The following is a 20,896-nucleotide window of genomic DNA, read 5'->3' on the forward strand; positions in this document are numbered from 1 at the left end:
CGATCTCGGCGGACATCGTGTTCCATGGGCAGGCCGCCGCCCGGGTGGCTGGAGCCGCCGACCAGCCAGAGCCCGGCCGCCGGCCCCCGGTTGGCCGGGCGCAGCAGCCCGCCCGCGGTGCCGTAGATCGCCCCGCCCGGCGCCCCGGTGGCCGCGTCCAGGTCGGCCGGGGTACGGATCTCCCGGAACACCAGCCGGTCCCGCACGTCGGCGCCGCGCTCGGCCAGCACGTCGAGAATCCGGTCCGCGTACGCCTCGGCCAGGCCCGGCCGCCGCCAGTCCACGGCGCTCGCGGCGGTGCCGTGCCGGGGCGCGTTTCACGAGCACGAACCACGCCTCGTGGCCGTCCGGGCGTACCGCCGGATCGTCGGCGGCGGTGACGAACACGGTCGGGTCGGGCGCCGGGCGGGCCCGCACCCCGCGACCCGGGTCGCCGAACACGGCGTCGAACTCGGCGTCGTAGTCGCGGGGGAAGAACACGGTGTGGTGGGCCAGCCCGGAGTCGCCGCGTACGCCCAGCAGCAGCACGAACCCGGCCAGGCTGCGGTCGGTGAGCGCGGCCAGCCGGCGCGGGTCGGGCAGCAGGTCCCGGTAGACGGTGAGCGCGTCCACGTTCGCGACCACCACGTCGGCCGGCACCGGCGCGGCCGACCCGGCCACGCGTACCCCGTGCACCCGCCCGCCCGCGGCGTCGATCCGGGTGACCGCGGCGTCGGTGCGTACCACCACGCCCAGGTCCAGGCAGCGCGACAGCAGCGCGTCGGCGAGCGTGCCCAGCCCGCCGCGCAGGTACCAGCCGCCGTACGCCAGCTCGGCGTAGGGGACGGCGACGAGCGCGGCCGGGGCGCGGCGCGGGTCGGCGCCGGTGTACGTGGCGTACCGGTCCAGCAGCATCCGCATCCGTGGGTCGGACAGGTGGCGGCGGCCCAGCCCGCGCAGGCTGCGGCCGGGGCCGATGGCGGCCAGGTCGCCCAGCCGCCAGGCCAGCGCGGCCAGGTCGCGGGGCGAGTCGACGGTACGGCGCAGGATGTCCCGGTGTGAGGCCGCCCACACCCGGCCGGCGCGCCGCCACAGCCCGCGCCAGTCGGCGGCGGACCGGTCGCCGAACGCGGCGCCGATCCGGGCGGCGAACTCGTCCGGGTCGGCGCAGGAGTCGAGCGCCTGTCCGCCGCCGGGGAAGACGTGCCGCACGATCGGGTCCAGCGGGACCAGGTCGAGGTATTCGTCGAGCTTCGCGCCGGTCGCCTCGAACAGGTCGTGGAAGACCTGCGGCAGCGTGAACAGGCTCGGCCCGGTGTCGAAGTGCCACACCCCCTCCGGGGTGTGGTGGGCGTACCGGCCGAGCTTGCCCCCGACCGTGCCGGCCCGTTCGAGGACGGTGACCTCGTGCCCGGTGACCGCGAGCCGGGCGGCGGTGGCGAGCCCGCCCACCCCGGCGCCGATGACCACGATGCGCGCCATGGCGTGACCCTCCTAGGTGACCGGGCGACCCCGCCAGGTGAGCCGGTGTCGCTTCCGCAGATGGTACGACCGGACGGTCAGCCAACCGAGGACCACGACCGACACGGGGTGTGCGAGCGCGTCGGGCCACGCCCGTCCGCCGGTGGCGCGGGCGCTGACCACCCGCCCGGCGACCCCGGCCAGGTAGGCCAGGAACGCCACGGCGGCCACCGCCGGCGCGCCGGCGAGCAGCGCCCCGAGCGCCAGCAGCGGCGGCGCGACGTTAGAGCGCGAACATCGGCGCGTCCCGGCCGTCGGTCCGGTCCACCGACGGACCGGCGAGCGGGCGCAGCGCGACCGCGAGCAGCACCGCGAAGCCCAGCCAGCCCAGGTAGTTGCTGACCGGGATGCCGGGCAGCCCGGGCAGCGCCGGGGTGGCGTCACGCCAGGTCCAGTAGCCCTCGGCCACCATCTGCGGGTCGAGGAACAGGTCCCACGCGGCCAGCCCGACCGCCGACAGCGCGATCCGGGCGAGGCGGGAGCGGACCAGCCGGACCGCGGTGAGCCACGCCGGCCAGGCCATCCAGGTCCAGGCGAGTGGGATGATCAGCGGCACCCCGGCCAGCTTCGGGCCCAGCTCGCCGGAGTAGTCGTAGGTGCCGAACGGGAACCCGGTGGCCACGCCGATCGCCTCCACCGCGAACCCGCCGCCGGTGACGACCGCGACCAGCGCGGCGGCGGTACGGACGCCGCGGGTGAGCAGCGCGTGGCCGACCGAGAGCAGCCAGCCGAGCACCACAGTGGCCACCGTGAGCCCGGCCCGGGTCGCGCCGCCGGTGAGCGGGTAGCAGATCTGGGCGAGGATCAGCGCGGCCAGCAGCGCCCAGGGCAGCCGGGCCGCCCTCATGCTGTGCCGCCTTTTGTTCGCGACTGCGGGGCTCGCAAACCCGGCTCACTCCTCGCGCTCACGGTGCCGCCCTTTCGTTCGCGACTGCGGGGCTCGCAAACCCGGCTCACTCCTCGCGCTCACGGGGCGTCCGGCGGGGGCAGCGGCAGGTCCCGGCCGAGCACGCCGAACGGCCGTTCGTCGCCGGGGAAGTGGAAGTGCCGCAGGACGTCGACGAAGCCGAACCGGCGGTACAGCCGCCAGGCCCGGGACTTCTCCTCGTCGGCCTCCGGCGTGGACAGCAGCGTGGTGTCGCCCTCGGCCACGGCGAGCAGCGCGCGCAACTGGCGGGCGCCCAGGCCGTGCCCCTGCGCGGGCGGGCGGACGTGCAGCTCGACCACCTCGAACGGGTGCGCCAGCCAGCGCTGCCGGTCCCGCGCGTTCAGCGCCCGGTGCACCTGGTCGTGCCACCACTGCCCGGTCGCGCCCCGGTAGCCGTACCCGAAGCCGGCCAGGTGGCCCTCGGTGGTGAGGCTGGCGACGGCGCGGAAGCCGGGCCGGCGTACGTGGGTGGCGATGTAGCCGCGGCGGGCCTCCAGCAGGTCGGGCCGGTAGCCCATCGCCTCGCCGTAGACGGCCACCACGTCGTCCAGCCGCCGGACCAGGTCGTCCGGTGTCCACCGCACCAGCCTCATGCGTACCCTCTCGCTGTTTCCGGGCCGCCCTCGGCGGCCCAGCCGAGCACCGTGCGGTCGCCGACCACGTCGCCCACCGCGAACCGCGCGAACAGTTCCTCCGCGTACCAGCCCTCGGTGGGGGTGCGGGTGATCGCGGCGCGGTGCTCGGGGGAACGGTACGCGAACGCGACCAGGTCCGCCGGGTCGCGCCACACGCTCACCGTGCCCTGCCAGCCCAGCGGCGCCTCGCCGACGCCGAAGCGGGCGAGCAGGCCGGGCGCGGCGTGCAGTTCGGTGGCGACCGGCGGGATCGCCCGCCAGAACGTGGCCGCCCGGCGGGCCCGCAGCCGGGCCCGGGTCAGCGCCAGCACCGGACCGGTGACCCGGCCGCCCGACGGAGCGCCGAACGGCTCCCGGCCGGACCACCGGCCGCGGCTGGTCAGCGGGCGCAGGTCGACCCGTACCGCGGCGCGGGCGATCCGGGCCCAGGAGCGGGCGACCGGGGAGGCGTCGAAGCCGGCCGCGTCGGCGGGGGAGTCCCAGACCACGAGCGCGGCCCACCGGGTCAGGTCGGCGTCGCCGGGGCCGAATCCGGTGCCGGTCCCGGTGCCGAGCAGCTTGGCGAAGCGGACGCCGGGCAGGCGGCGCAGCCGCGCCGGGTGGGTGGCCATCCGGGCCGGCACACCGGGTACGGCCCGTCGGGGCACACGCCACACGTGCAGCGTGACGAGTTCGGGGTTCACGCCACCTCGGCCGGCGCGCCGGCGGTGATCCGCAGCAGTTCCGCGTACGTGGTGGGGAACACCGCCCGGGGTACGCCGCCGGCGGCCCACACCTCGTCGTACCCGGTCAGGGCGGTGTCGACGACGGTGCGCAGCGGCGCGGGGTGGCCGACCGGGGCGACGCCGCCGATCACCTGCCCGGTGTGCTGCTTGACGAACTCCGGGGTGGCCCGGCGCAGCCGGGTCACGCCCAGCGTGGCGGCCAGCCCGGCGGTGTCCACCCGGTGCGCGCCGGAGGTGAGCACCAGCAGCGGCGCGCCGTCCGCGTCGAAGATCAGCGAGTTGGCGATGGCGCCGACGGCGACGCCGAGCGCCTCGGCCGCGGCGGCGGCGGTGTGCACCGCGTCGGGCAGCAGTCGGACGAGGCTGGCCTCGCCCGATCCGTCCCGCGCGCCCGCCTCGTCGAGCGCGCGCTGCACCGCCTGCACGTTCGGGTGTGGCTGCATGCCCCCATTCTTCCCTCACCCCCGGTCCGGCCCCGCCGGGGGCCGTGGCCCTCCCGTGTGTCCCCGGCGCGTCACACGTTGCGTTTTCGTCGGTAGGGAGGTGTACTGTCAGGGTAGTTAGAACGAGTGTTCGATTCGGTTGGAGCGGATAGCGGCTCAGCTCCCCGGCTGGCCCGGCTCCGGTCCGACCGGTCGGGCACCCGTCGAACGCTCCGGAAGCGGTGTTTCGCGGCACCGGCTTCCGGGAGGTGCGGCACCGCGGGCCGCACCGGGTTCGGACAGTCGCGAGTCCGGGCCCGTCAGGCAGGTCGTCGCCCGCCGCCCACGACCCCCGGGCGGCGGGCGACGGACCCGCCGGCACGCCGGCCGGGGGTGGGTGTGGGGAAGCGTCCACACCCGGCCGGCCGGCCACCTGAAGGTGCGTCTTCCTCCGCACCGACCGCTCCGGGCGACCGGGCGACGGTTTCCCCGTCGCGCGACCGCCCGCCCCGGCCACACGCGGAGGAGAGACCCATGCCGACCAGTCCGGCCCAGGCGCCCACGGTGCCCGCGCACGTGCTGCCGCACCGCACCCCCGCCCAGTTGCTCGCGGTGGCCCGCGACGGGCTGGCCGAGGCCGCCCGCACCCGTCCCGACGGTCTCCGGTACGCCGCCGCCCACCTCGCGGCGCTGCGCGCCGCCGCCGCAGTGCTCGCCGCCCGGGCCCGTCCCGCGCCCACCCGGCGGAACCGGATCACCAGCGTCTGGGTGCTGCTCGCCACCGTCGCCCCCGAGCTGGACGAGTGGGCCGCCTACTTCGCGGCCGGCGCGAGCAAGCGGGCCGCCGCCGAAGCAGGCATCCCCCGCGTGGTCACCGCCCGGGAGGCCGACGACCTGCTACGCGCCGCCGAGGAGTTCGTGACAGTGGTGGAGACCGCGCTCGGCCTGGCCCACCAGCCGGCGCTCGACGGCCTGCCCCGGCCCCTGCGGCGCGGCGCCCCCGACTCCCCGACCCGGCCCGGAGCGGCCGCGGCCTGATTCGTGGCGCCCGGCCACCACCGGCGGGACCCCGGGTGGCCGGGCGCCGCTCCCACACCCGGCACGCGCGTGCCGCAGCACCGACACGATCCACAGCACACGATCCACAGCACCATCCACGGGCGGGCCCGTGGCGGAAACACGACGGGGGGTTGGTCCGATGGCGGGCCGCATGGTGGTCGGTTCCGCCGCCCTGGCCGAGCTGGTCCGTCCGGCGAGCGCGCCCGACCCGGCCGGCGGCCACCGGGTGCTGCCCGTCCGGGCCGAGCTGACCGGGCTGCTGCCCAACCGTGGCCTGCGCCGCGGCAGCACCGTCGCGGTCGGCGCCGGCCAGCCCCGGCGCAGCGGCGCCACCTCGCTGATCCTCGCGCTGCTCGCCGAGGCGTCCCGGGCCGGCTCGTGGTGCGCCGTGGTCGGCGTACCCACCTTCGGGGCCGGCGCCGCCGCCGAGGCGGGCATCGCCCTGGACCGGCTGGCCCTGGTGCCCGACCCCGGGCCGGAGTGGCCCACAGTGGTCGCCGCGCTCATCGACGGGGTCGACGTGGTGGTCACCGCCGTGCCGGCGACCGTCTCCGCCTCGATCGCCACCCGGCTGGCCGCCCGCGCCCGGCAGCGCGGAAGCGTGCTCGTCCCGTACGGCCGGTGGGACGGCGCGGACGTCACGCTCCAGGTGGTCCGGGGCGTCTGGCAGGGGCTCGGTGCCGGTCGCGGGCGGCTGCGCCGCCGTGAGGTGACCGTCTCGGCCCGGGGGCGGGGCGCCGCCGCCCGCCCCAAGGAGATCAAGGTGTGGCTGCCCGGCGACGAGCTGACCCGGGTGATCCCCCGCTCGGCCGGGTTCGGCGCACCGTCCGCCGTGCCGTCGCGCCGGCTGCGCGTGGTGGCTCCACCCGCCCGTACGCCCGCCGTGGCCGGGCCGGCGTGAGCGGCGTACCGCAGCGGACGCTGCTGCTCTGGTGCCCGGACTGGCCGGTCCTCGCCGCCGAGATCGTCGACGGGGTGCCCGCCACCGACCCGGTCGTGGTGCTGCACGCCAACCGGGTGGTCGCCTGCTCCGAGCGGGCCCGTGCCGAGGGGATCCGGCGCGGGCTGCGCCGCCGGGAGGCGCAGGGGCGCTGCCCGCACCTGACGGTGGTCGACCACGACCCGGGGCGGGACGCGCGGGCGTTTCGAACCGGTGGTGGCCGCCGTGGAGGAGGTGGTCGCCGGCGTCGAGGTGATCCGGCCCGGCGCCTGCGCCACGGCGGCCCGGGGGCCGAGCCGCTACCTCGGCGGCGAGGAGGCGGCGGCCGAGCGGATCGTCGAGCACGTCGCGCAGAGCTGCGCGGTGGAGAGCCAGGTCGGCATCGCCGACGGGGTGTTCGCGGCCGGGCTGGCCGCCCGGGAGGGGCGGATCGTGGCGCCCGGCGGCACCCGCGAGTTCCTGGCCACCCGGCCGGTCGAGGCGCTCGGCCGGCCCGCCCTGGCCGACCTGCTGCGCCGGCTCGGCGTCCGCACCCTCGGCGACTTCGCGGCGCTGCCCGCCGGGGACGTGCTGGCCCGGTTCGGTTTCGACGGCGCGCTGGCGCACCGGCTCGCCGGCGGCCGGGACGACCGCCCGCTCGCGGTCCGGCAGCCGCCCGCCGACCTGATCGTCACCGCCGACTACGACGAGCCGGTCGACCGGGTCGACGCCGCCGCGTTCGCCGCCCGCACGCTCGCCGAACTGCTGCACGAGCGGCTGGCCGGGTACGGGCTGGCCTGCACCCGCCTCGGCATCGAGGCGGTCACCGCGCACGGCCAGGAGCTACACCGGGTCTGGCGGCACGACGGCCTGCTCACCGCCGCGGCCATCGCCGACCGGGTCCGCTGGCAGCTCGACGGCTGGCTCACCGGCAGCAACGGCCGGGGCGGGATGCGCCCGGCCCGCCCGACCGCCGGGATCGTCCGGTTGCGGCTGGTGCCCGACGGGGTGCTCGCCCAGGCGGGCCTGCAACCCGGGCTGTGGGGGGAGACCGGCGCGGAACGGGAGCGGGCGCACCGCGCGCTGAGCCGGGTGCAAGGCATCCTCGGCCCCGAGGCGGTGGTCACCGCCGTGCTCGGCGGCGGGCGGTCCCCGGCCGACCAGGTGCGCCTGGTCCCGTGGGGCGACGAGCGGGTGCCCGCGCGCCCCGGCCCGCCACCCCTGCCGCCCGCCTCTCCCGCCGCCGCGCCACCGGTCCCGGCCGGTTCGGTGCGCGGTGTCGCGTCGTCGCGCCCGGTCCCGGCCGGTTCGGTGCGCGGTGTCACGTCGTCGCGCCCGGCTCCGGCCGGTCCGGCTGCCGCTCCGGCGAGCGGCGTGACGCCGTCGCGCCCGGCCGCCGGGGCCGCTCCGGGTGCCGAGTCCGCCCCTGTCGTCGTACCCCCTGGGGGCCGTGCGGGGCGGCGGGCCGGGCGGGGCCGGGCGATGGCCGAGCCGCCGTGGCCGGGGCGGATCCCGCCGCCCGCGCCGGCCGTGGTGCTGCCCGCCCCACTGGCCGCCGACGTGCGCGACGCGGCCGGGGAGCCGGTCGTGGTGAGCGCCCGGCTGGCGGTCAGCGCGGCGCCGGCCCGGCTCACCGTCGGCGACGGGCGCCCGGCCGAGATCACCGGGTGGGCCGGGCCGTGGCCGGTGGACGAACGCTGGTGGGCGCCGGCCGAGGCGCGCCGCCGGGCCCGGTTCCAGGTGTGCCTGGCCGACGGCGCTGCGCTGCTGCTCGCGGTCGAGGGCGGGCAGTGGCTGGTGGAGGCGATCTATGACTGAGTGCCGGGGGAGCGCGGGGTGAGCTTCCACAACCCGAAGATGCCGTGGTCGAAGCTGGAGCAGGTGCTCTCCGGACGGGCCAAGGGGGAGCGGCACCTGCACGTGGTCGACCCGCTCGCGGTCGACGCCGACGGCGGCGACTCACCGGCGTGGAGCCGCAAGCGCCAGGAATACCAGCCGCCGCAGATGGACCGGCCGGACGGCGTGGTGCCGTACGCGGAGCTGCACGCGCACTCCAACTTCAGCTTCCTCGACGGCGCCAGCCACCCGGAGGAACTGGCCGAGGAGGCGGCCCGGCTCGGGCTCACCGCGCTCGCCGTCACCGACCACGACGGCTTCTACGGCGTGGTGCGCTTCGCCGAGGCGGCCCGCGCGCTGCGGCTGCCGACGATCTTCGGCGCGGAACTGTCGCTCGGACTGCCCGGCCCGCAGAACGGCGAACCCGACCCGCTCGGCCGGCACCTGCTGGTGCTGGCGCACGGCCACGAGGGGTACGCGCGCCTGGCCGCCACCATCTCCCGGGCCCAGCTGCGCGGCGGGGAGAAGGGCCGCCCGGTCTACGGCGAGCTGGAGGAGATCGCGGCGGAGCTGAAGGACCACGTGCTGGTGCTCACCGGCTGCCGCAAGGGGCACGTGCCCGCCGCGCTGCTCACCGAGGGCGTCGACGCGGCGGCCCGGGAGCTGGACCGGCTCACCGCGCTGTTCGGCGCGGAGACGGTGGCGGTGGAGCTGACCGACCACGGCCACCCGGTCGACGCCGACCGCAACGACGCGCTCGCCGACCTGGCCGCCGCGGCCGGGCTGCCCACAGTCGCCACGAACAACGTGCACTACGCCACCCCGGGCCGGCGGCGGCTGGCCACCACGGTCGCGGCGGTCCGGGCCCGGCGCAGCCTCGACGAGATCGACGGCTGGCTGCCCGCCGCGGCCACCGCCCACCTGCGCAGCGGCGCGGAGATGGCGGCGCGGTTCGCCGCGTACCCGGGGGCGGTGGCGCGGGCCGCCGAGTACGGCGCGGAACTCGCCTTCGACCTGCAGCTCGTGGCGCCGAAGCTGCCGGCGTACCCGGTGCCGCCCGGGCACACCGAGATGAGCTGGCTGCGTCGGCTGACCATGGACGGCGCCCGGGAGCGCTACGGCCCGCCCGAGGCGCACCCGGAGGCGTACGCGCAGCTGGAACACGAGCTGCGGATGATCGAAGACCTCGGGTTCCCCGGCTACTTCCTGGTGGTCTACGACATCGTCGCGTTCTGCCGCGCGCAGGACATCTACTGCCAGGGCCGGGGCTCGGCGGCCAACTCGGCGGTCTGCTACGCGCTGCGCATCACCAACGTGGACGCGGTCCGGCACCGGCTGCTGTTCGAACGGTTCCTCGCCCCGGAACGCGACGGCCCGCCGGACATCGACGTGGACATCGAGTCCGACCGTCGGGAGGAGGTGATCCAGCACGTCTACGCCCGCTACGGTCGGGAGCACACCGCCCAGGTCGCCAACGTCATCTCGTACCGGCCCCGGTCGGCGGTGCGGGACGTGGCGAAGGCGTTCGGCTTCTCACCCGGCCAGCAGGATGCCTGGAGCAAGCAGATCGACAGGTGGGGCTCGGTCGCCGCGGTCGACGTGGCGGACATCCCGGAGCAGGTGGTCGCGTACGCCAACGAGCTGCAGACGTTCCCCCGGCACCTGGGCATCCACTCCGGCGGCATGGTGATCTGCGACCGGCCGGTGATCGAGGTGTGCCCGGTGGAGTGGGGCCGGATGCCCGGCCGCAGCGTGCTCCAGTGGGACAAGGACGACTGCGCGGCCGTCGGCCTGGTCAAGTTCGACCTGCTCGGCCTCGGCATGCTCTCGGCGCTGCACTACGGCTACGACCTGATCGGCTCCCGCCTCGACCTCGGTGACATGACGCTGGACGACCCCGAGGTCTACGACATGCTCTGCCGGGCCGACTCGGTGGGCGTGTTCCAGGTGGAGAGCCGCGCCCAGATGGCCACCCTGCCCCGGCTCAAGCCGCGCGAGTTCTACGACCTGGTGGTGGAGGTGGCGCTGATCCGGCCCGGCCCGATCCAGGGCGGCTCGGTGCACCCGTACATCAGGCGCAAGAACGGCCAGGAGCCGGTCACGTACGCGCACCCGCTGATGCGCAACGCGCTGGAGAAGACGCTCGGCGTGCCGCTGTTCCAGGAGCAGCTCATGCAGCTCGCCATCGACCTGGCCGGGTTCGACGCGGCCGGCGCCGACCAGCTGCGCCGGGCCATGGGGGCGAAACGGTCGGTGGAGCGGATGGCGCAGATCGCCGACCGGCTCTACGCCGGGATGGCCGAGCGGGGCATCACCGGCGAGCTGGCCGACGACGTCTACCGCAAGCTCACCGCGTTCGCCAGCTACGGCTTCCCGGAGAGCCACGCGATGAGCTTCGCCTACCTGGTGTACGCCAGCTCGTGGCTCAAGCGCTACCACCCGGGCCCGTTCCTGGCCGCGCTGCTCAACGCCCAGCCGATGGGCTTCTACTCGCCGCAGACGCTCGCCGACGACGCCCGCCGGCACGGCGTGGAGGTGCGCCGGCCGGACATCAACGCCAGCGGCGCCAAGGCGGTGCTGGAGTCCACCCCGCAGACGCGGTGGGGCAGCGTGCCGGGCGAGCCGCCGCACGCCTGGGGGCTGGGCGGCCCGGCGGTACGGCTCGGGCTGGGCAGCGTCCGTACCCTCGGCGAGGACGTGGCCGAGCGGATCGAGGCGGAACGGACGGCGCACGGGCCGTACCGGGACATGCCGGACCTGGCCCGCCGCGTCGGTCTCACCGCCGCGCAGCTGGAGGCGCTGGCCACCGCCGACGCCTTCGCCTGTTTCGGGCTGACCCGGCGGCAGGCCCTCTGGGCCGCCGGCGCGGCGGCCCAGGACCGGCCCGGCCGGCTGCCCGGCACGGGACCGGCGCGGACCCGCCCACGCTGCCCGGCATGGCCGCGGTGGACCGCCTGGTCGCCGACGTCTGGGCCACCGGCCTGTCCCCGGAGAGCCATCCGGCCCGGTTCATCCGGGACCGCCTCGACGAACTGGGCGCGGTGCCGATCGCCCGGCTCGGCCAGGTGCCGCCCGGGCAGCGGATCCGGGTCGGCGGGATCGTCACCCACCGGCAGCGCCCGGCGACCGCCGGCGGTGTCACGTTCCTCAACCTGGAGGACGAGACCGGAATGCTGAATGTCACTTGCTCCCCGGGGCTGTGGCAGCGCTACCGTCGAATCGCCCGCACGAGTGGAGCACTGGTGGTGCGGGGCCGGCTGCAGCGGCACGAGGGCGTCACGAACCTCACCGCGGACCGGCTGGACGCGATCGAGCCCCCCGTCACACCGGTATCCAGGGATTTCCGTTGATGGAGTGATCCACATTACGGTTTCCGTGAGCCGGAGGCGGGAGACTCCCGACGCGGGTGGGCAGAGTGGCCCACCCGGGGTATGGGGGATGAACAGATGACCTTTCACCGCACGTACGCCGGTGGCGTAGCCAACGCCCGACGGACCCGCCTCGGCGCCGACTGGGCGCCCACCCACGAGGCCGAGCCGCGGGAATACCAGGTGACCGACGGCCCGGTGGCCAACGACCAGCGCTCCCGCGCCGAGGACGACCCCGCCGGCGGCGGCGAGTCCTGAACCTGGGCCGGGGGGTGACTAGGCTCGGCGCGTGGAGCAGATCCGAACCCTCACCCCCCGCACCGCCGTCATCTGGTCGGTGCTCCGGGCCGAGCTGGACCGGCGGGCCGGCGAACGACTCTCCGTACTCGACGTCGGCGGCGGGACCGGCGGCTTCGCCGTCCCGCTCGCCGAGGCCGGTCACCGGGTCACAGTGGTCGACGCCAGCCCCGACGCGCTCGCCGCGCTGACCCGCCGCGCCGCCGAGGCCGGGGTCGCCGACCGGGTACGCGCGACGCAGGGCGACGCCGACGCGCTCGCCGGGCTGGTCGAACCGGCCACCGTGGACCTGGTGCTCTGCCACTCCGTCCTCGAAGTCGTCGACGAGCCGGAACCGGTGATCTCCGCGCTGGTCACCGCGTTGCGCCCGGGCGGCGCGGCGAGCGTGCTCGTCGCCGGCCGGGCCGCCGCCGTGTTCGGCCGGGCGATGAACGGGCAGCTTGACGCCGCTGCGGCGCTGGCCGCCGATCCGCACGGCACCACCGGCCGCCGGGACACGCTGCGCCGCCGCTACGACGCCGCCGACGCGAGCGCGCTGCTCACCGCCGCCGGCCTCGCCGTGGAGGAGATCCACGGGGTACGGGTGCTCGCCGACCTGCTTCCGGCCGCCGTGGCCGACGGTCAGCCGGCCGCCCTGGTGGAGCTGGAACGGGCGCTCGCGGCCCGGCCCCCGTACCGTGATCTCGCCGCTCAGCTGCACCTGTTCGCCCGCCGCCCGGCATGACCGGCCCGGCTCCCGGCCCGCTGGACCGGGTTGCGCCGCGCTACGACGGCGGCAGCCTGGCCGACGTGCTGCCCAGCGCGCTGTCGGTGCTCGGCGTACCCGGTGCGGCCGACCGGCTCGGCCTGGCACCGGGGCTGGCCGGGGTACGCCGGATCGCGGTGCTGCTCGTCGACGGCCTCGGCTGGTACCAGATCCCCACCGCCGCCCGGTACGCCCCGACGCTCGCCGGACTGGCCGCCACCACCGGCCGGCCGCTCACCACCGGCTTCCCGTCCACCACCCCGACCAGCCTGGTCAGCCTCGGCACCGGCACCGCGTCGGGCGCGCACGGCGTGCTCGGCTTCACCGTCCGGGTGCCCGGCACCGACCGGGTGCTCAACCACGTCGACTGGGCCAGCGACCCCGACCCGGTGAGCTGGCAGCCGGTGCCCACCTGGTACCAGCGGGCGCGCGCCGCCGGGGTGGCGGTGACCGTGGTCAGCCGCCCCGAGTTCGCCGGCAGTGGCCTGACGCTCGCCGCCAACCGGGGCGGCGACTACCGGGGCGCGGCCGGCGCCGACGCGCTCGCCGCGCGGATGCTGGCGGCGCTGGCCGCCGGGGACGGACCCACGCTGGTCTCCGGGTACCACCCCGACCTGGACCGGCACGGGCACCTCAGCGGTGTCGACTCCGCGCCGTGGCGGCTGGCCGCCGCCGATGTGGACGCGCTGCTGGCCCGGCTCGTCGACGGGCTGCCGCCGGACGCCGCGCTGCTGGTCACCGCCGACCACGGCCAGCTCGACGTGCCCGCCGGGCACCGGATCGACCTGGACGCCGATCCCCGGCTGCGCGCCGGGGTACTGGTGGTCGCCGGTGAGCCCCGCGTCCGCTACCTGCACACCGAGCCGGGCGCCGAGGCCGACGTGGTGGCCGCCTGGACCGAGCTGCTGGGCCCGGCCGCGCACGTGCTGACCCGCGCCGAGGCGGTGGCGACCGGCTGGTTCGGGCCGGTGCCCGAGGCGCACCTGAGGCGGATCGGCGACGTGGTGGTGGTCTGCCGGGACACGTACGCGGTGGTCGCCACCCGTTCCGAGCCGCCGATGGCGTCGCGGCTGGTGGCGTACCACGGCGCGGACACCGCCGCCGAGATGACCGTTCCGCTGCTGGTGGTGCGGGGCTGACCCGGCTCATCCGCGGCTGCGGCCGCGTCGGTGGCCGCCGGGCTGGGCGGTGGGGTTGTCGGACCGGCGGGCTAGCCTGCTGGCATGGGCCGCAGCCAGTCGTTGCCCCGAGGCGGTGACCCGCGCTTCGGGCCGGACGCCGACGACACCGGCTGCGCCATCCTGCACGTCGACATGGACGCGTTCTACGCCTCGGTCGAGGTGCGCCGCCGTCCCGAGCTGCGCGGGCGGCCGGTGGTGGTGGGCGGCGTCGGCCCGCGCGGGGTGGTCAGCTCCGCCAGCTACGAGGCCCGGCAGTACGGCGTCCGCAGCGCCATGCCCACCGCCCGCGCCCGGGCGCTCTGCCCCGGCGCTGTCTACCTGCCGCCCGACTTCACCGCCTACACCGAGGCGTCGCGGGCGGTCATGCGGATCTTCCGGGACGTCACGCCCCTGGTCGAGCCGCTCTCGCTGGACGAGGCGTTCCTCGACGTGGCGGGCGCCCGCCGGCTGTTCGGCCGGCCCGCCGACATCGCCGCGCTGATCCGCCGCCGGGTCGCCGAGGAACAGCGGCTGACCTGTTCGGTGGGCGTCGGGCCGAGCAAGTTCGTGGCGAAGCTCGGCTCCACCCGGGCCAAGCCCGACGGCCTGCTCGTGGTCCCGGCCGCCCGGGTGCTGGAGTTCCTGCACCCGCTGCCGGTGTCCGCCCTGTGGGGCGTGGGGGAGCGTTCCGCCGACGCGCTGCGCCGCCTCGGCCTGCGCACCGTACGCGACCTCGCCGAGGCGCCGGCCGGCCTGCTGCGCCGGGCCGTGGGCGAGGCGTCCGCCGCCCACCTGCACGAGCTGGCCTGGGGGCGTGACCCGCGCGGGGTGACGCCCGAACAGGTGGAGAAGTCGATCGGCGCGGAGGTCACGTTCGACACCGACGTGACCGACCCGGACGAGATCCGGCGGTCCCTGCTCGCCCTCGCCGACAAGGCCGGCGCCCGGCTGCGGGCGGCCGGGCAGGTGGGCCGTACCGTGTCGCTCAAAGTCCGTTTCGCCGACTTCCGGACGATCAGCCGCTCCCGCACGCTCGCCGTGCCCACCGACACCGCCCGGGAGATGTTCGACACGGCCTGGGCGTTGTGGGGCGCGCTCGCTCCCGGCGAGCCGGTTCGGCTGGTCGGGGTCCGGATGGAAGGTCTCGCCCCCGCCGGGGAGACCCCGCAGCAGCTCACCCTCGGCGCGCCCGAGCGCGGCTGGCGTGAGGCGGAGGCGGCGGCCGATGCGGCGGCCGCCCGATTCGGGCGGTCCGTCATAGGTCCGGCCAGTCTTCTCGGCCGTCGTGATACACGACAAGTCGAAAAACCGACCCGGCCGTAGGTCGTCCCGCTTTCCGACGCGCGGGGGCCCTCGTAGACTTGCGGGTAAGCAGCCGGTTGGCTGCCACGGTCTGTCGGCCCGCCCGGGTCGACCAACGTGACCGGGGAGGAGTGCCGTGCCGCTCTCGGAGCACGAGCAGCGGCTGTTCGAGCAGATCGAGCGGTCGCTTGCCGAGGACCCCAAGTTCGCCTCGGCCGTGCGCGCCAGCGACCCGCGTTTCCACGCGCGGCGTCGCGTGCTCGTCGCTGCCGGCGTGGTCGTCGCTGGTCTGGCCCTGTTGATCTATGGTGCCGTGATCAAGATTCCCGCGGTGGCCGTGGCGGGTTTCGTCGTCATGCTGGCCTCGTTGGGCTACGCGGTGCAGTCGCACCGCCGATCCCAGTCGCCCGACCTGCACGTGGTCGGCGGCACAACGAGCCGGCGTCGTCCCCGTGGCCGCAGCAGTGGCCGCCGGGGCTCCTTCCTCGACCGGATGGAGGACCGCTGGCGGCAGCGCCCGGAGGGACACCGCTGACCGTGCTCCGCCCCGGACCGGGGCGGATGTCGCGGCGACGCCCGTCGGCGTGCGCTTCGTCGTGCCCGCTCCACGGCGGCGGGTGCGCGTAGCCGTCGATCGCGCCGCACCCGTCCACGCCCCGATGTCGGCCGGTGTGGCGGTGCCCCCGGATTCCCCGGCTGCGGCGTGAGTCTCTCCCCGGTCCGCTGGCCAGTGCTTCGCAGCCGATCATCGCCTCCGCGCCGACCTGCGGCGGCTCCTGTCGGCTGATAGTCCACGACTAGAGATCGATCTTCCAAAGCGCGGGAAACGCGAAGATCTTGGTACGAAAGGGCCGCTATAGGGGCCTTTTCCTACCAAGATCTCAAGCGCCCCCGCTCCCCACCCCGTCACCTCGCTGAGCAGTCGGTGATCAAGGAGTTTGTGTCCGGTCGGAGGCCTCGCGGAGACACAAACTCCTTGATCAACGGGCCGGGGGCGGGGGCGGGGGCGGGGGCGGGGGAGCGCCGGCGGGCGGGACGGTCAGCGGGCCGTGCGGCCCGCCAACAGGCGGCGTGGGCTCCAGCGCAGCATCTGCGTCCGGGCCTGCCCGCTCGTGGTGACGATCCGGGCCGACTGCTCGGCCAGGGCGGTCCGCCAACGCTGGATCACCGACGGGGGCAGCAGCGCGGCCAGCAGCCGGGTGCGGCGGTCGGCCCCGGCCGCGAGCGCGCCCCGGACCGTCCGCAGCGCCGGTTGCAACTCCGCGCCGGCGAGCGGGTCCCGCGCGTACCGGGCCCGCTCCTCGGCCCGGCCCAGCAGCCGTACCCCGGTTGCGGCGTCGCCGTTCTCGGTGAGCGCCTCCCGGGCCAGCCGCTCGGCGGTCGCGCGGGGGGTCTCCGTGCGGTCCACCCGGACGTGGAAGTCGACGAGCGTGTCGAGAAGCTCGTCCCAGGCGGCGTGCGCGTCGGCGCGGGCGGACTCGGCGTCCACGCCGACGACGACCTCCCGTGCCTCGCCCCGCTGGCCCGGCACCGCGAGCGCGGTGGCCGAGGGCGCCCGGACCCGGACGCGCCGGCGGCGGCGCAGGGTGGAGCGGCGCAGCCCCGGTACGGCGAACAGCGCCAGCAGCGCCAGCGCCGCGGCCAGCCACCACGGCCACACCCGGTTCTGCTCGGCCGGGTCACCTCCGCCCAGGGACAGGCCCTGGTCGGTGTCCTTGTCGAGCCGGTCCGCCTCGTTCGGGCCGGCCGACGGGTCGGCGGCGCCGGGAGCGACGGTGCTGCCGGGCGACGGGGTGACCTCCTCGGGGGCGTCGGTGTCCGGCGCCCAGGCGGAGCGGACCGAGCCCTGCACGCTCGCCGCCGGGGTGGCGTCGAACGGCACCCAGCCGATCCCGTTGCCGAAGTTGACCTCGGTCCAGGCGTGCAGGTTGCGGTTGGTCAGCACGTACGTGCCGCCGTCGGACTTGCTGCCGTTGGTGAAGCCGACAGCCACCCGGGCCGGAATACCGGCGGCCCGGACCAGCCAGGCCATCGCCGCCGCGTACTGCTGGCAGTAGCCGACCTTGGTGGCGAGGAAGTCGGTGATGTCCTGCCCGCTGCTGCCGTCGCGGGTGGACAGCGAGTAGGTGAAGCCGTTCTCCACGGAGAAGTACTCGTAGATCGCGCGGACCTTGTCGTAGTCGTTCGACTTGCCCCTCACCAGCTCGCCGACGAGATCCTCGACCTCCGGGACCGACGGCCGCTCGGTCTGCTGGCGCTTCACCGGGCTGTCCGCGGGCAGGGACGGGGCGGCGCGCAGCGCCGCCGGGCTGAACGTCGAGCGCACGTACTCGAACGAGTAGCTCTTGCCGCGGGCGTTCTCCCGGTTGGAGAAGACGATCTGCTGGCTCGAGTCGTACAGCCAGTTGCCGTTGAGGTCGTCCGCCTTCACCGGATCGGCGTAGACCGGCAGCAGCGGCATGTTCAGGTTCTTCGACACCTCGACGGTGGCCTTGTAGCGCTGCCGCTCGACGCCACGCGGGGTGCGCTCGCTCGGGTCGGGCAGGCCGCGGGTGACCGGCCGCCCGGTGGGCACGCGCGCCTGGAAGCCGCTCGGCCGCAGGTCGTCGACCACGCCGAGGCGCAGGTAGAACGGGCTCGGCTCGTTGGTGCTGACCTTCACCAGCTCGGTTTCCTGGCTCTGGTTGAGCTGGCCGCTGAGCGCTGCGAACAGGTCGATCCGGCCCGGGCTGCCCCCCTGGCCGGGCCGGCCGTTGCCCTCACCGGGCCCGGCGCCGACGTTGTTCATCAGCCCGCCGGTCATCCCGGGCACGGCCAGCGGCAGCGCCACCGCCACCGCCACGCCGACCACTGCCAGCCGGCGGCCCGCCGCGGCCAGCGGCGACGCCTCCCAGACGTCGACGTCGCGTCCCTCACCGGTGAACCGGCGGCCGAACCGGCGTACCCGGTCGACGTTGTCGGTGACCAGCAGCCACAGGTAGCCGGCGGCGCCCACCACGAACGGGGTGGCGGGGACGCTGTCCAGGTAGACCGCCACCGGCACCGAGTAGATGGCGAGCATCGGCAGGCCGGCCAGCGCCGGCCGGCGCAGCCCGACCGAGAGGACGTCCACCACCACGGCGACCGCGCCGATGCCGAGCACCGCGAGGAACAGCAGCGAGTCGACGTCGGGCACCTTCACGCCGTACGAGCGCATGTCCTCCAGCGACGCCTGCGTCAGCTCGCCGAAGTGGGCGAACGTGCCCGGGGCCGGGATGAACGCGAGCAGCTCGGCGCCGCTCGGGAAGATCCACGTCAGGCCCAGGGTCAGGCCGGCGAGCATCGCCAGCACCTGGCCCCACAGCGGCGCCCGGGCCAGCCGGCTCAACGCGGCCGAGCCGGCCACCACGGCGACCACGATGGTGGCCTGGATCAGCCACGTCCAGCGTTCGAAGATCGCCGACAGCGGGGCCGCCGCCAGCAGGGTCGCCGCCGCGGCGACGAACCCGATGTTGCGATGGGGGGTCACGGGAGCTTCCTTCCGGTCATCGCATGCCTCCGGCGACCGTCTCGGCCAGGGCCGCCCGCAGCGCGAATCCCTGCGATCCGCGCCCGGCCTGCGGCCACAGCACCGGCAGACGGCTGCCGTGCTCCACCCCGATGACCCGCCAGCCGCTCAACAGCAGCGCGAGCGCGGCGGCGCCGTGCGCCCGTTCCGCCTCGGTGCGGGCCTTCGGCGGCAGGTTCAGCCAGGTGTTGCTGTCGAGCAGGAACGCCACACAGGTCGCCCCGTTGCCGCGCAAACCGGCCAGCAGCTCCGCCTCGGCGGCGCCGAGCGTGCCGAGCAACGCGATGATCAGGCCGCCGTCGGCCCGCTGCCGGACCTGCTGCACCAGCGTGGTGATCTCGCCGCGCCGGTCCAGGTGCACGTCGGCGAGCTGGTCCAGGAGCAGGCCCTCACCGCCGGCCTCGGTCGCCGCGACGTCGGCGCCGTTGCCGGTGACCAGGCGCAGCTTGTAGCCGGCCTGGCGCAGGTGCACGGCGATGCTGGCGGCCGCCGAGACCGCCCACTCGAAGCTCGCCGTCGGCCCCTCGCCCCGGTGCCCGGCGGCGCGCGTGTCCAGCACGACGGTGGCGCGGCTCTCCCACGGCTGCTCCTCGCGGCGCACCATCAGCTCGCCGGTGCGGGCGGTGGACTTCCAGTGCACGCGGCGCAGGTCGTCGCCCATCCGGTACTCCCGGGTGGCGGCGTCGTCCTCGCCGTGCACCGCTACCGAGCGGGCCCGGCTGTCGCCGCTGCCGGCGTACTCGCCTGGTAGCCGCACCGACGGCAACGCAGTGACCTGCGGGATCACCGTGAGGTGGTCGGTGCTGGGGAACGAGCGGGTCAGCTCGCACAGCCCGAACGGGTCGGTCAGCCGGATCACCAGCGGGCCCACCTCGTAGCGGCCACGCACGTCCGCCCGGACGGTGTACGCCACGGAGCTGGCCTGGTGCGCGCCGAGCCGCTCCAGCACCACCCGGGGGCGGCTGCCCAGCGCGTACGGCAGGCGGTCCTCCAGCAGCAGCGTGCCGGTGGGCAGCCGGGACAGGTTCTGCAACCGCAGCACCACGCGGGAGCTGGCCCCGACCGGCACCCGGTGCGGCTCCAGCGACCTGTTGCAGGCCAGCTTGTACCGGCTGCGCCCGACGTACGCGGCGGCCAGCAGCGGCAGGACGGCGAGCAGGACCGCCACCCGGAGCAGGTCCTTCTCGCCCAGGATGCCGGCGGAGATCGCCGCGGCCACCGCGGCCGCCAGGAAGGAGCGGCCGCGGGTGGTCAGCCCACGCAGGCCGTCGCGCACGTCACGGCCTCCGCGGCTCGTACGGCCCGCGGCCGTTGTTGCCGCCGCCGGGGCGGGTGTCGTACGGCGAACGCTGCCGGTCGTGCGGGAGCGGCAGGCGGTGCACCAGCTCGGAGACGATCGCGTCGGTGGTGCGCCGGGCCAGCTGGGCGTCGGCGGTCGGGATGATCCGGTGCGCCAGCACCGGCACCGCGAGGACCTGGAGGTCGTCCGGCAGCACGTAGTCGCGGCCCTCCAGGGCGGCCACCGCGCGGGCGGTGCGCAGCAGCTGGAGCGTGGCCCGCGGGGACGCGCCCAGGCGCAGGTCCGGCGCCTCCCGGGTGGCGGTGACCAGGTCGATCGCGTACTGCTTGACCGCGTCGGCGACGTGCACCTGCCGGACGTGACCGATCAGCCGGCGCACGGTGGCCGCGTCGGAGACCGGCCGCAGCCCCGACAGCGGGTCGGTGGCGCCGTGCCCGTCGAGCATGGCCAGCTCGGCGCGCGGGTCCGGGTAGCCCATGGCGATGCGGGCGGTGAACCGGTCGCGCTGCGCCTCGGGCAGCGGGTACGTGCCCTCCATCTCGATCGGGTTCTGCGTCGCGATCACCATGAACGGCGTCTGCAGCTGGTAGGTGACGCCGTCGACGGTGACCTGGCGCTCCTCCATGCACTCCAGCAGCGCCGACTGGGTCTTCGGCGAGGCCCGGTTGATCTCGTCGCCGACCACCAGGTTGGCGAAGACCGCGCCGGGGCGGAACTCGAAGTCGTGCGTCTCCTGGTTGTAGACGCTCACGCCGGTGACGTCGCTGGGAAGCAGGTCGGGGGTGAACTGGATCCGCCGGACCGAGCAGTCGATGGACCGGGCCATCGCCTTGGCGAGCTTGGTCTTGCCGACGCCGGGCACGTCCTCGATGAGCAGGTGGCCCTCGGCCAGCAGCACCGCCAGGGCGAGCCGGACGGTGGCGGTCTTGCCCTCGATGACCTGCTCGATGTTGGCCACGATGGCCTCGCTGGCGGCGCGGAACTCGTCGTGCGGCAGCAGACCGCCCACCTCGTCCCAGGTCTGTTGTGTCACGGGCCTCCTCCTCGTCGCCTGGACGGCAGCTCTTTATAGAGCACCTGGACCCGCCGTTGGGTTCGCGACGCCGAGCCACGTCTGCCGCAGTAATCTCACTGGCCTCTCAGGCTAACCATG

Annotated in this window: 14 protein-coding genes and 5 pseudogenes; 10 read left to right on the forward strand and 9 right to left on the reverse strand. The window is 75.9% G+C overall.

Annotated elements, in window-relative coordinates:
• The 6 genes and pseudogenes from MCBG_RS28610 to MCBG_RS28635 form a co-directional block, all read right to left on the reverse strand.
• Window positions 1-1,461: pseudogene (locus MCBG_RS28610) on the reverse strand (phytoene desaturase family protein); the annotation flags it as partial.
• Between the two features lie 12 nt (window positions 1,462-1,473).
• Window positions 1,474-1,719, reverse strand: a pseudogene (locus tag MCBG_RS28615) (glycosyl transferase); the annotation flags it as partial.
• Window positions 1,720-1,726: 7 nt separating this feature from the next.
• Window positions 1,727-2,347 (reverse strand): annotated as a pseudogene (locus MCBG_RS28620) (carotenoid biosynthesis protein); the annotation flags it as partial.
• Between the two features lie 119 nt (window positions 2,348-2,466).
• On the reverse strand, window positions 2,467-3,021 hold the full coding sequence (locus MCBG_RS28625) for a GNAT family N-acetyltransferase (protein ID WP_043329442.1): 555 nt from the start codon (window positions 3,019-3,021) through the stop codon (window positions 2,467-2,469).
• Entirely contained in the window at window positions 3,018-3,746 is a 729-nt protein-coding gene (locus MCBG_RS28630; protein WP_043329444.1) for a monooxygenase, read from the reverse strand. The genes MCBG_RS28625 and MCBG_RS28630 overlap by 4 nt, the downstream gene beginning before the upstream one ends.
• Window positions 3,743-4,231 carry a YbaK/EbsC family protein gene (locus MCBG_RS28635; protein WP_043329446.1) on the reverse strand — a complete coding sequence of 163 codons (489 nt, stop codon included), beginning with the start codon at window positions 4,229-4,231 and terminating at the stop codon, window positions 3,743-3,745. Before MCBG_RS28635 ends, MCBG_RS28630 begins: the two co-directional genes overlap by 4 nt.
• A 513-nt stretch (window positions 4,232-4,744) precedes the next feature.
• Here MCBG_RS28635 and MCBG_RS28640 point away from each other — a divergent pair.
• The 10 genes and pseudogenes from MCBG_RS28640 (at window position 4,745) to MCBG_RS28680 (ending at window position 15,431) form a co-directional block, all read left to right on the forward strand.
• On the forward strand, window positions 4,745-5,248 hold the full coding sequence (locus MCBG_RS28640) for an SAV_6107 family HEPN domain-containing protein (protein ID WP_043329447.1): 504 nt from the start codon (window positions 4,745-4,747) through the stop codon (window positions 5,246-5,248).
• A gap of 160 nt (window positions 5,249-5,408) precedes the next feature.
• Complete coding sequence (locus MCBG_RS28645; RefSeq protein WP_043329448.1) at window positions 5,409-6,170, forward strand: hypothetical protein; 762 nt, start codon at window positions 5,409-5,411, stop codon at window positions 6,168-6,170.
• Window positions 6,171-6,286: 116 nt separating this feature from the next.
• Window positions 6,287-6,334: pseudogene (locus MCBG_RS35385) on the forward strand (hypothetical protein); the annotation flags it as partial.
• 100 nt (window positions 6,335-6,434) lie between these two features.
• On the forward strand, window positions 6,435-8,006 hold the full coding sequence (locus tag MCBG_RS28650) for a DNA polymerase Y family protein (protein WP_369799340.1): 1,572 nt from the start codon (window positions 6,435-6,437) through the stop codon (window positions 8,004-8,006).
• Between the two features lie 18 nt (window positions 8,007-8,024).
• A pseudogene (locus MCBG_RS28655) lies at window positions 8,025-11,374 on the forward strand (error-prone DNA polymerase).
• Between the two features lie 96 nt (window positions 11,375-11,470).
• A complete protein-coding gene (locus tag MCBG_RS28660; protein ID WP_030500224.1) occupies window positions 11,471-11,650 on the forward strand; it encodes a hypothetical protein in 180 nt (59 codons plus the stop codon).
• Between the two features lie 31 nt (window positions 11,651-11,681).
• Window positions 11,682-12,413, forward strand: coding sequence for a methyltransferase domain-containing protein (locus MCBG_RS28665; protein WP_030500225.1), 732 nt, complete (start codon window positions 11,682-11,684; stop codon window positions 12,411-12,413).
• Complete coding sequence (locus tag MCBG_RS28670) at window positions 12,410-13,573, forward strand: alkaline phosphatase family protein (RefSeq protein WP_043329450.1); 1,164 nt, start codon at window positions 12,410-12,412, stop codon at window positions 13,571-13,573. The genes MCBG_RS28665 and MCBG_RS28670 overlap by 4 nt, the downstream gene beginning before the upstream one ends.
• A gap of 84 nt (window positions 13,574-13,657) precedes the next feature.
• On the forward strand, window positions 13,658-14,917 hold the full coding sequence (locus MCBG_RS28675) for a DNA polymerase IV (protein WP_043329451.1): 1,260 nt from the start codon (window positions 13,658-13,660) through the stop codon (window positions 14,915-14,917).
• 115 nt (window positions 14,918-15,032) lie between these two features.
• The gene (locus tag MCBG_RS28680; protein WP_030500228.1) at window positions 15,033-15,431 is read left to right on the forward strand and encodes a DUF3040 domain-containing protein; all 399 of its coding nucleotides are present in this window, start codon (window positions 15,033-15,035) and stop codon (window positions 15,429-15,431) included.
• Window positions 15,432-15,935: 504 nt separating this feature from the next.
• Here the strand turns inward: MCBG_RS28680 and MCBG_RS28685 are convergent.
• From MCBG_RS28685 to MCBG_RS28695, 3 genes are read right to left on the reverse strand one after another with little or no spacing between them, the layout of a single operon-like run.
• Complete coding sequence (locus tag MCBG_RS28685) at window positions 15,936-18,404, reverse strand: transglutaminase TgpA family protein (RefSeq protein ID WP_043329454.1); 2,469 nt, start codon at window positions 18,402-18,404, stop codon at window positions 15,936-15,938.
• 16 nt (window positions 18,405-18,420) lie between these two features.
• A complete protein-coding gene (locus MCBG_RS28690) occupies window positions 18,421-19,719 on the reverse strand; it encodes a DUF58 domain-containing protein (RefSeq protein WP_043329456.1) in 1,299 nt (432 codons plus the stop codon).
• A 1-nt stretch (window position 19,720) separates the two neighbouring features.
• Window positions 19,721-20,776 carry an AAA family ATPase gene (locus tag MCBG_RS28695; protein WP_043329458.1) on the reverse strand — a complete coding sequence of 352 codons (1,056 nt, stop codon included), beginning with the start codon at window positions 20,774-20,776 and terminating at the stop codon, window positions 19,721-19,723.
• Window positions 20,777-20,896: the final 120 nt, after the last annotated feature.

This window comes from Micromonospora sp. M42 (assembly GCF_000568915.1).
GTDB lineage: Bacteria > Actinomycetota > Actinomycetes > Mycobacteriales > Micromonosporaceae > Micromonospora > Micromonospora chalcea.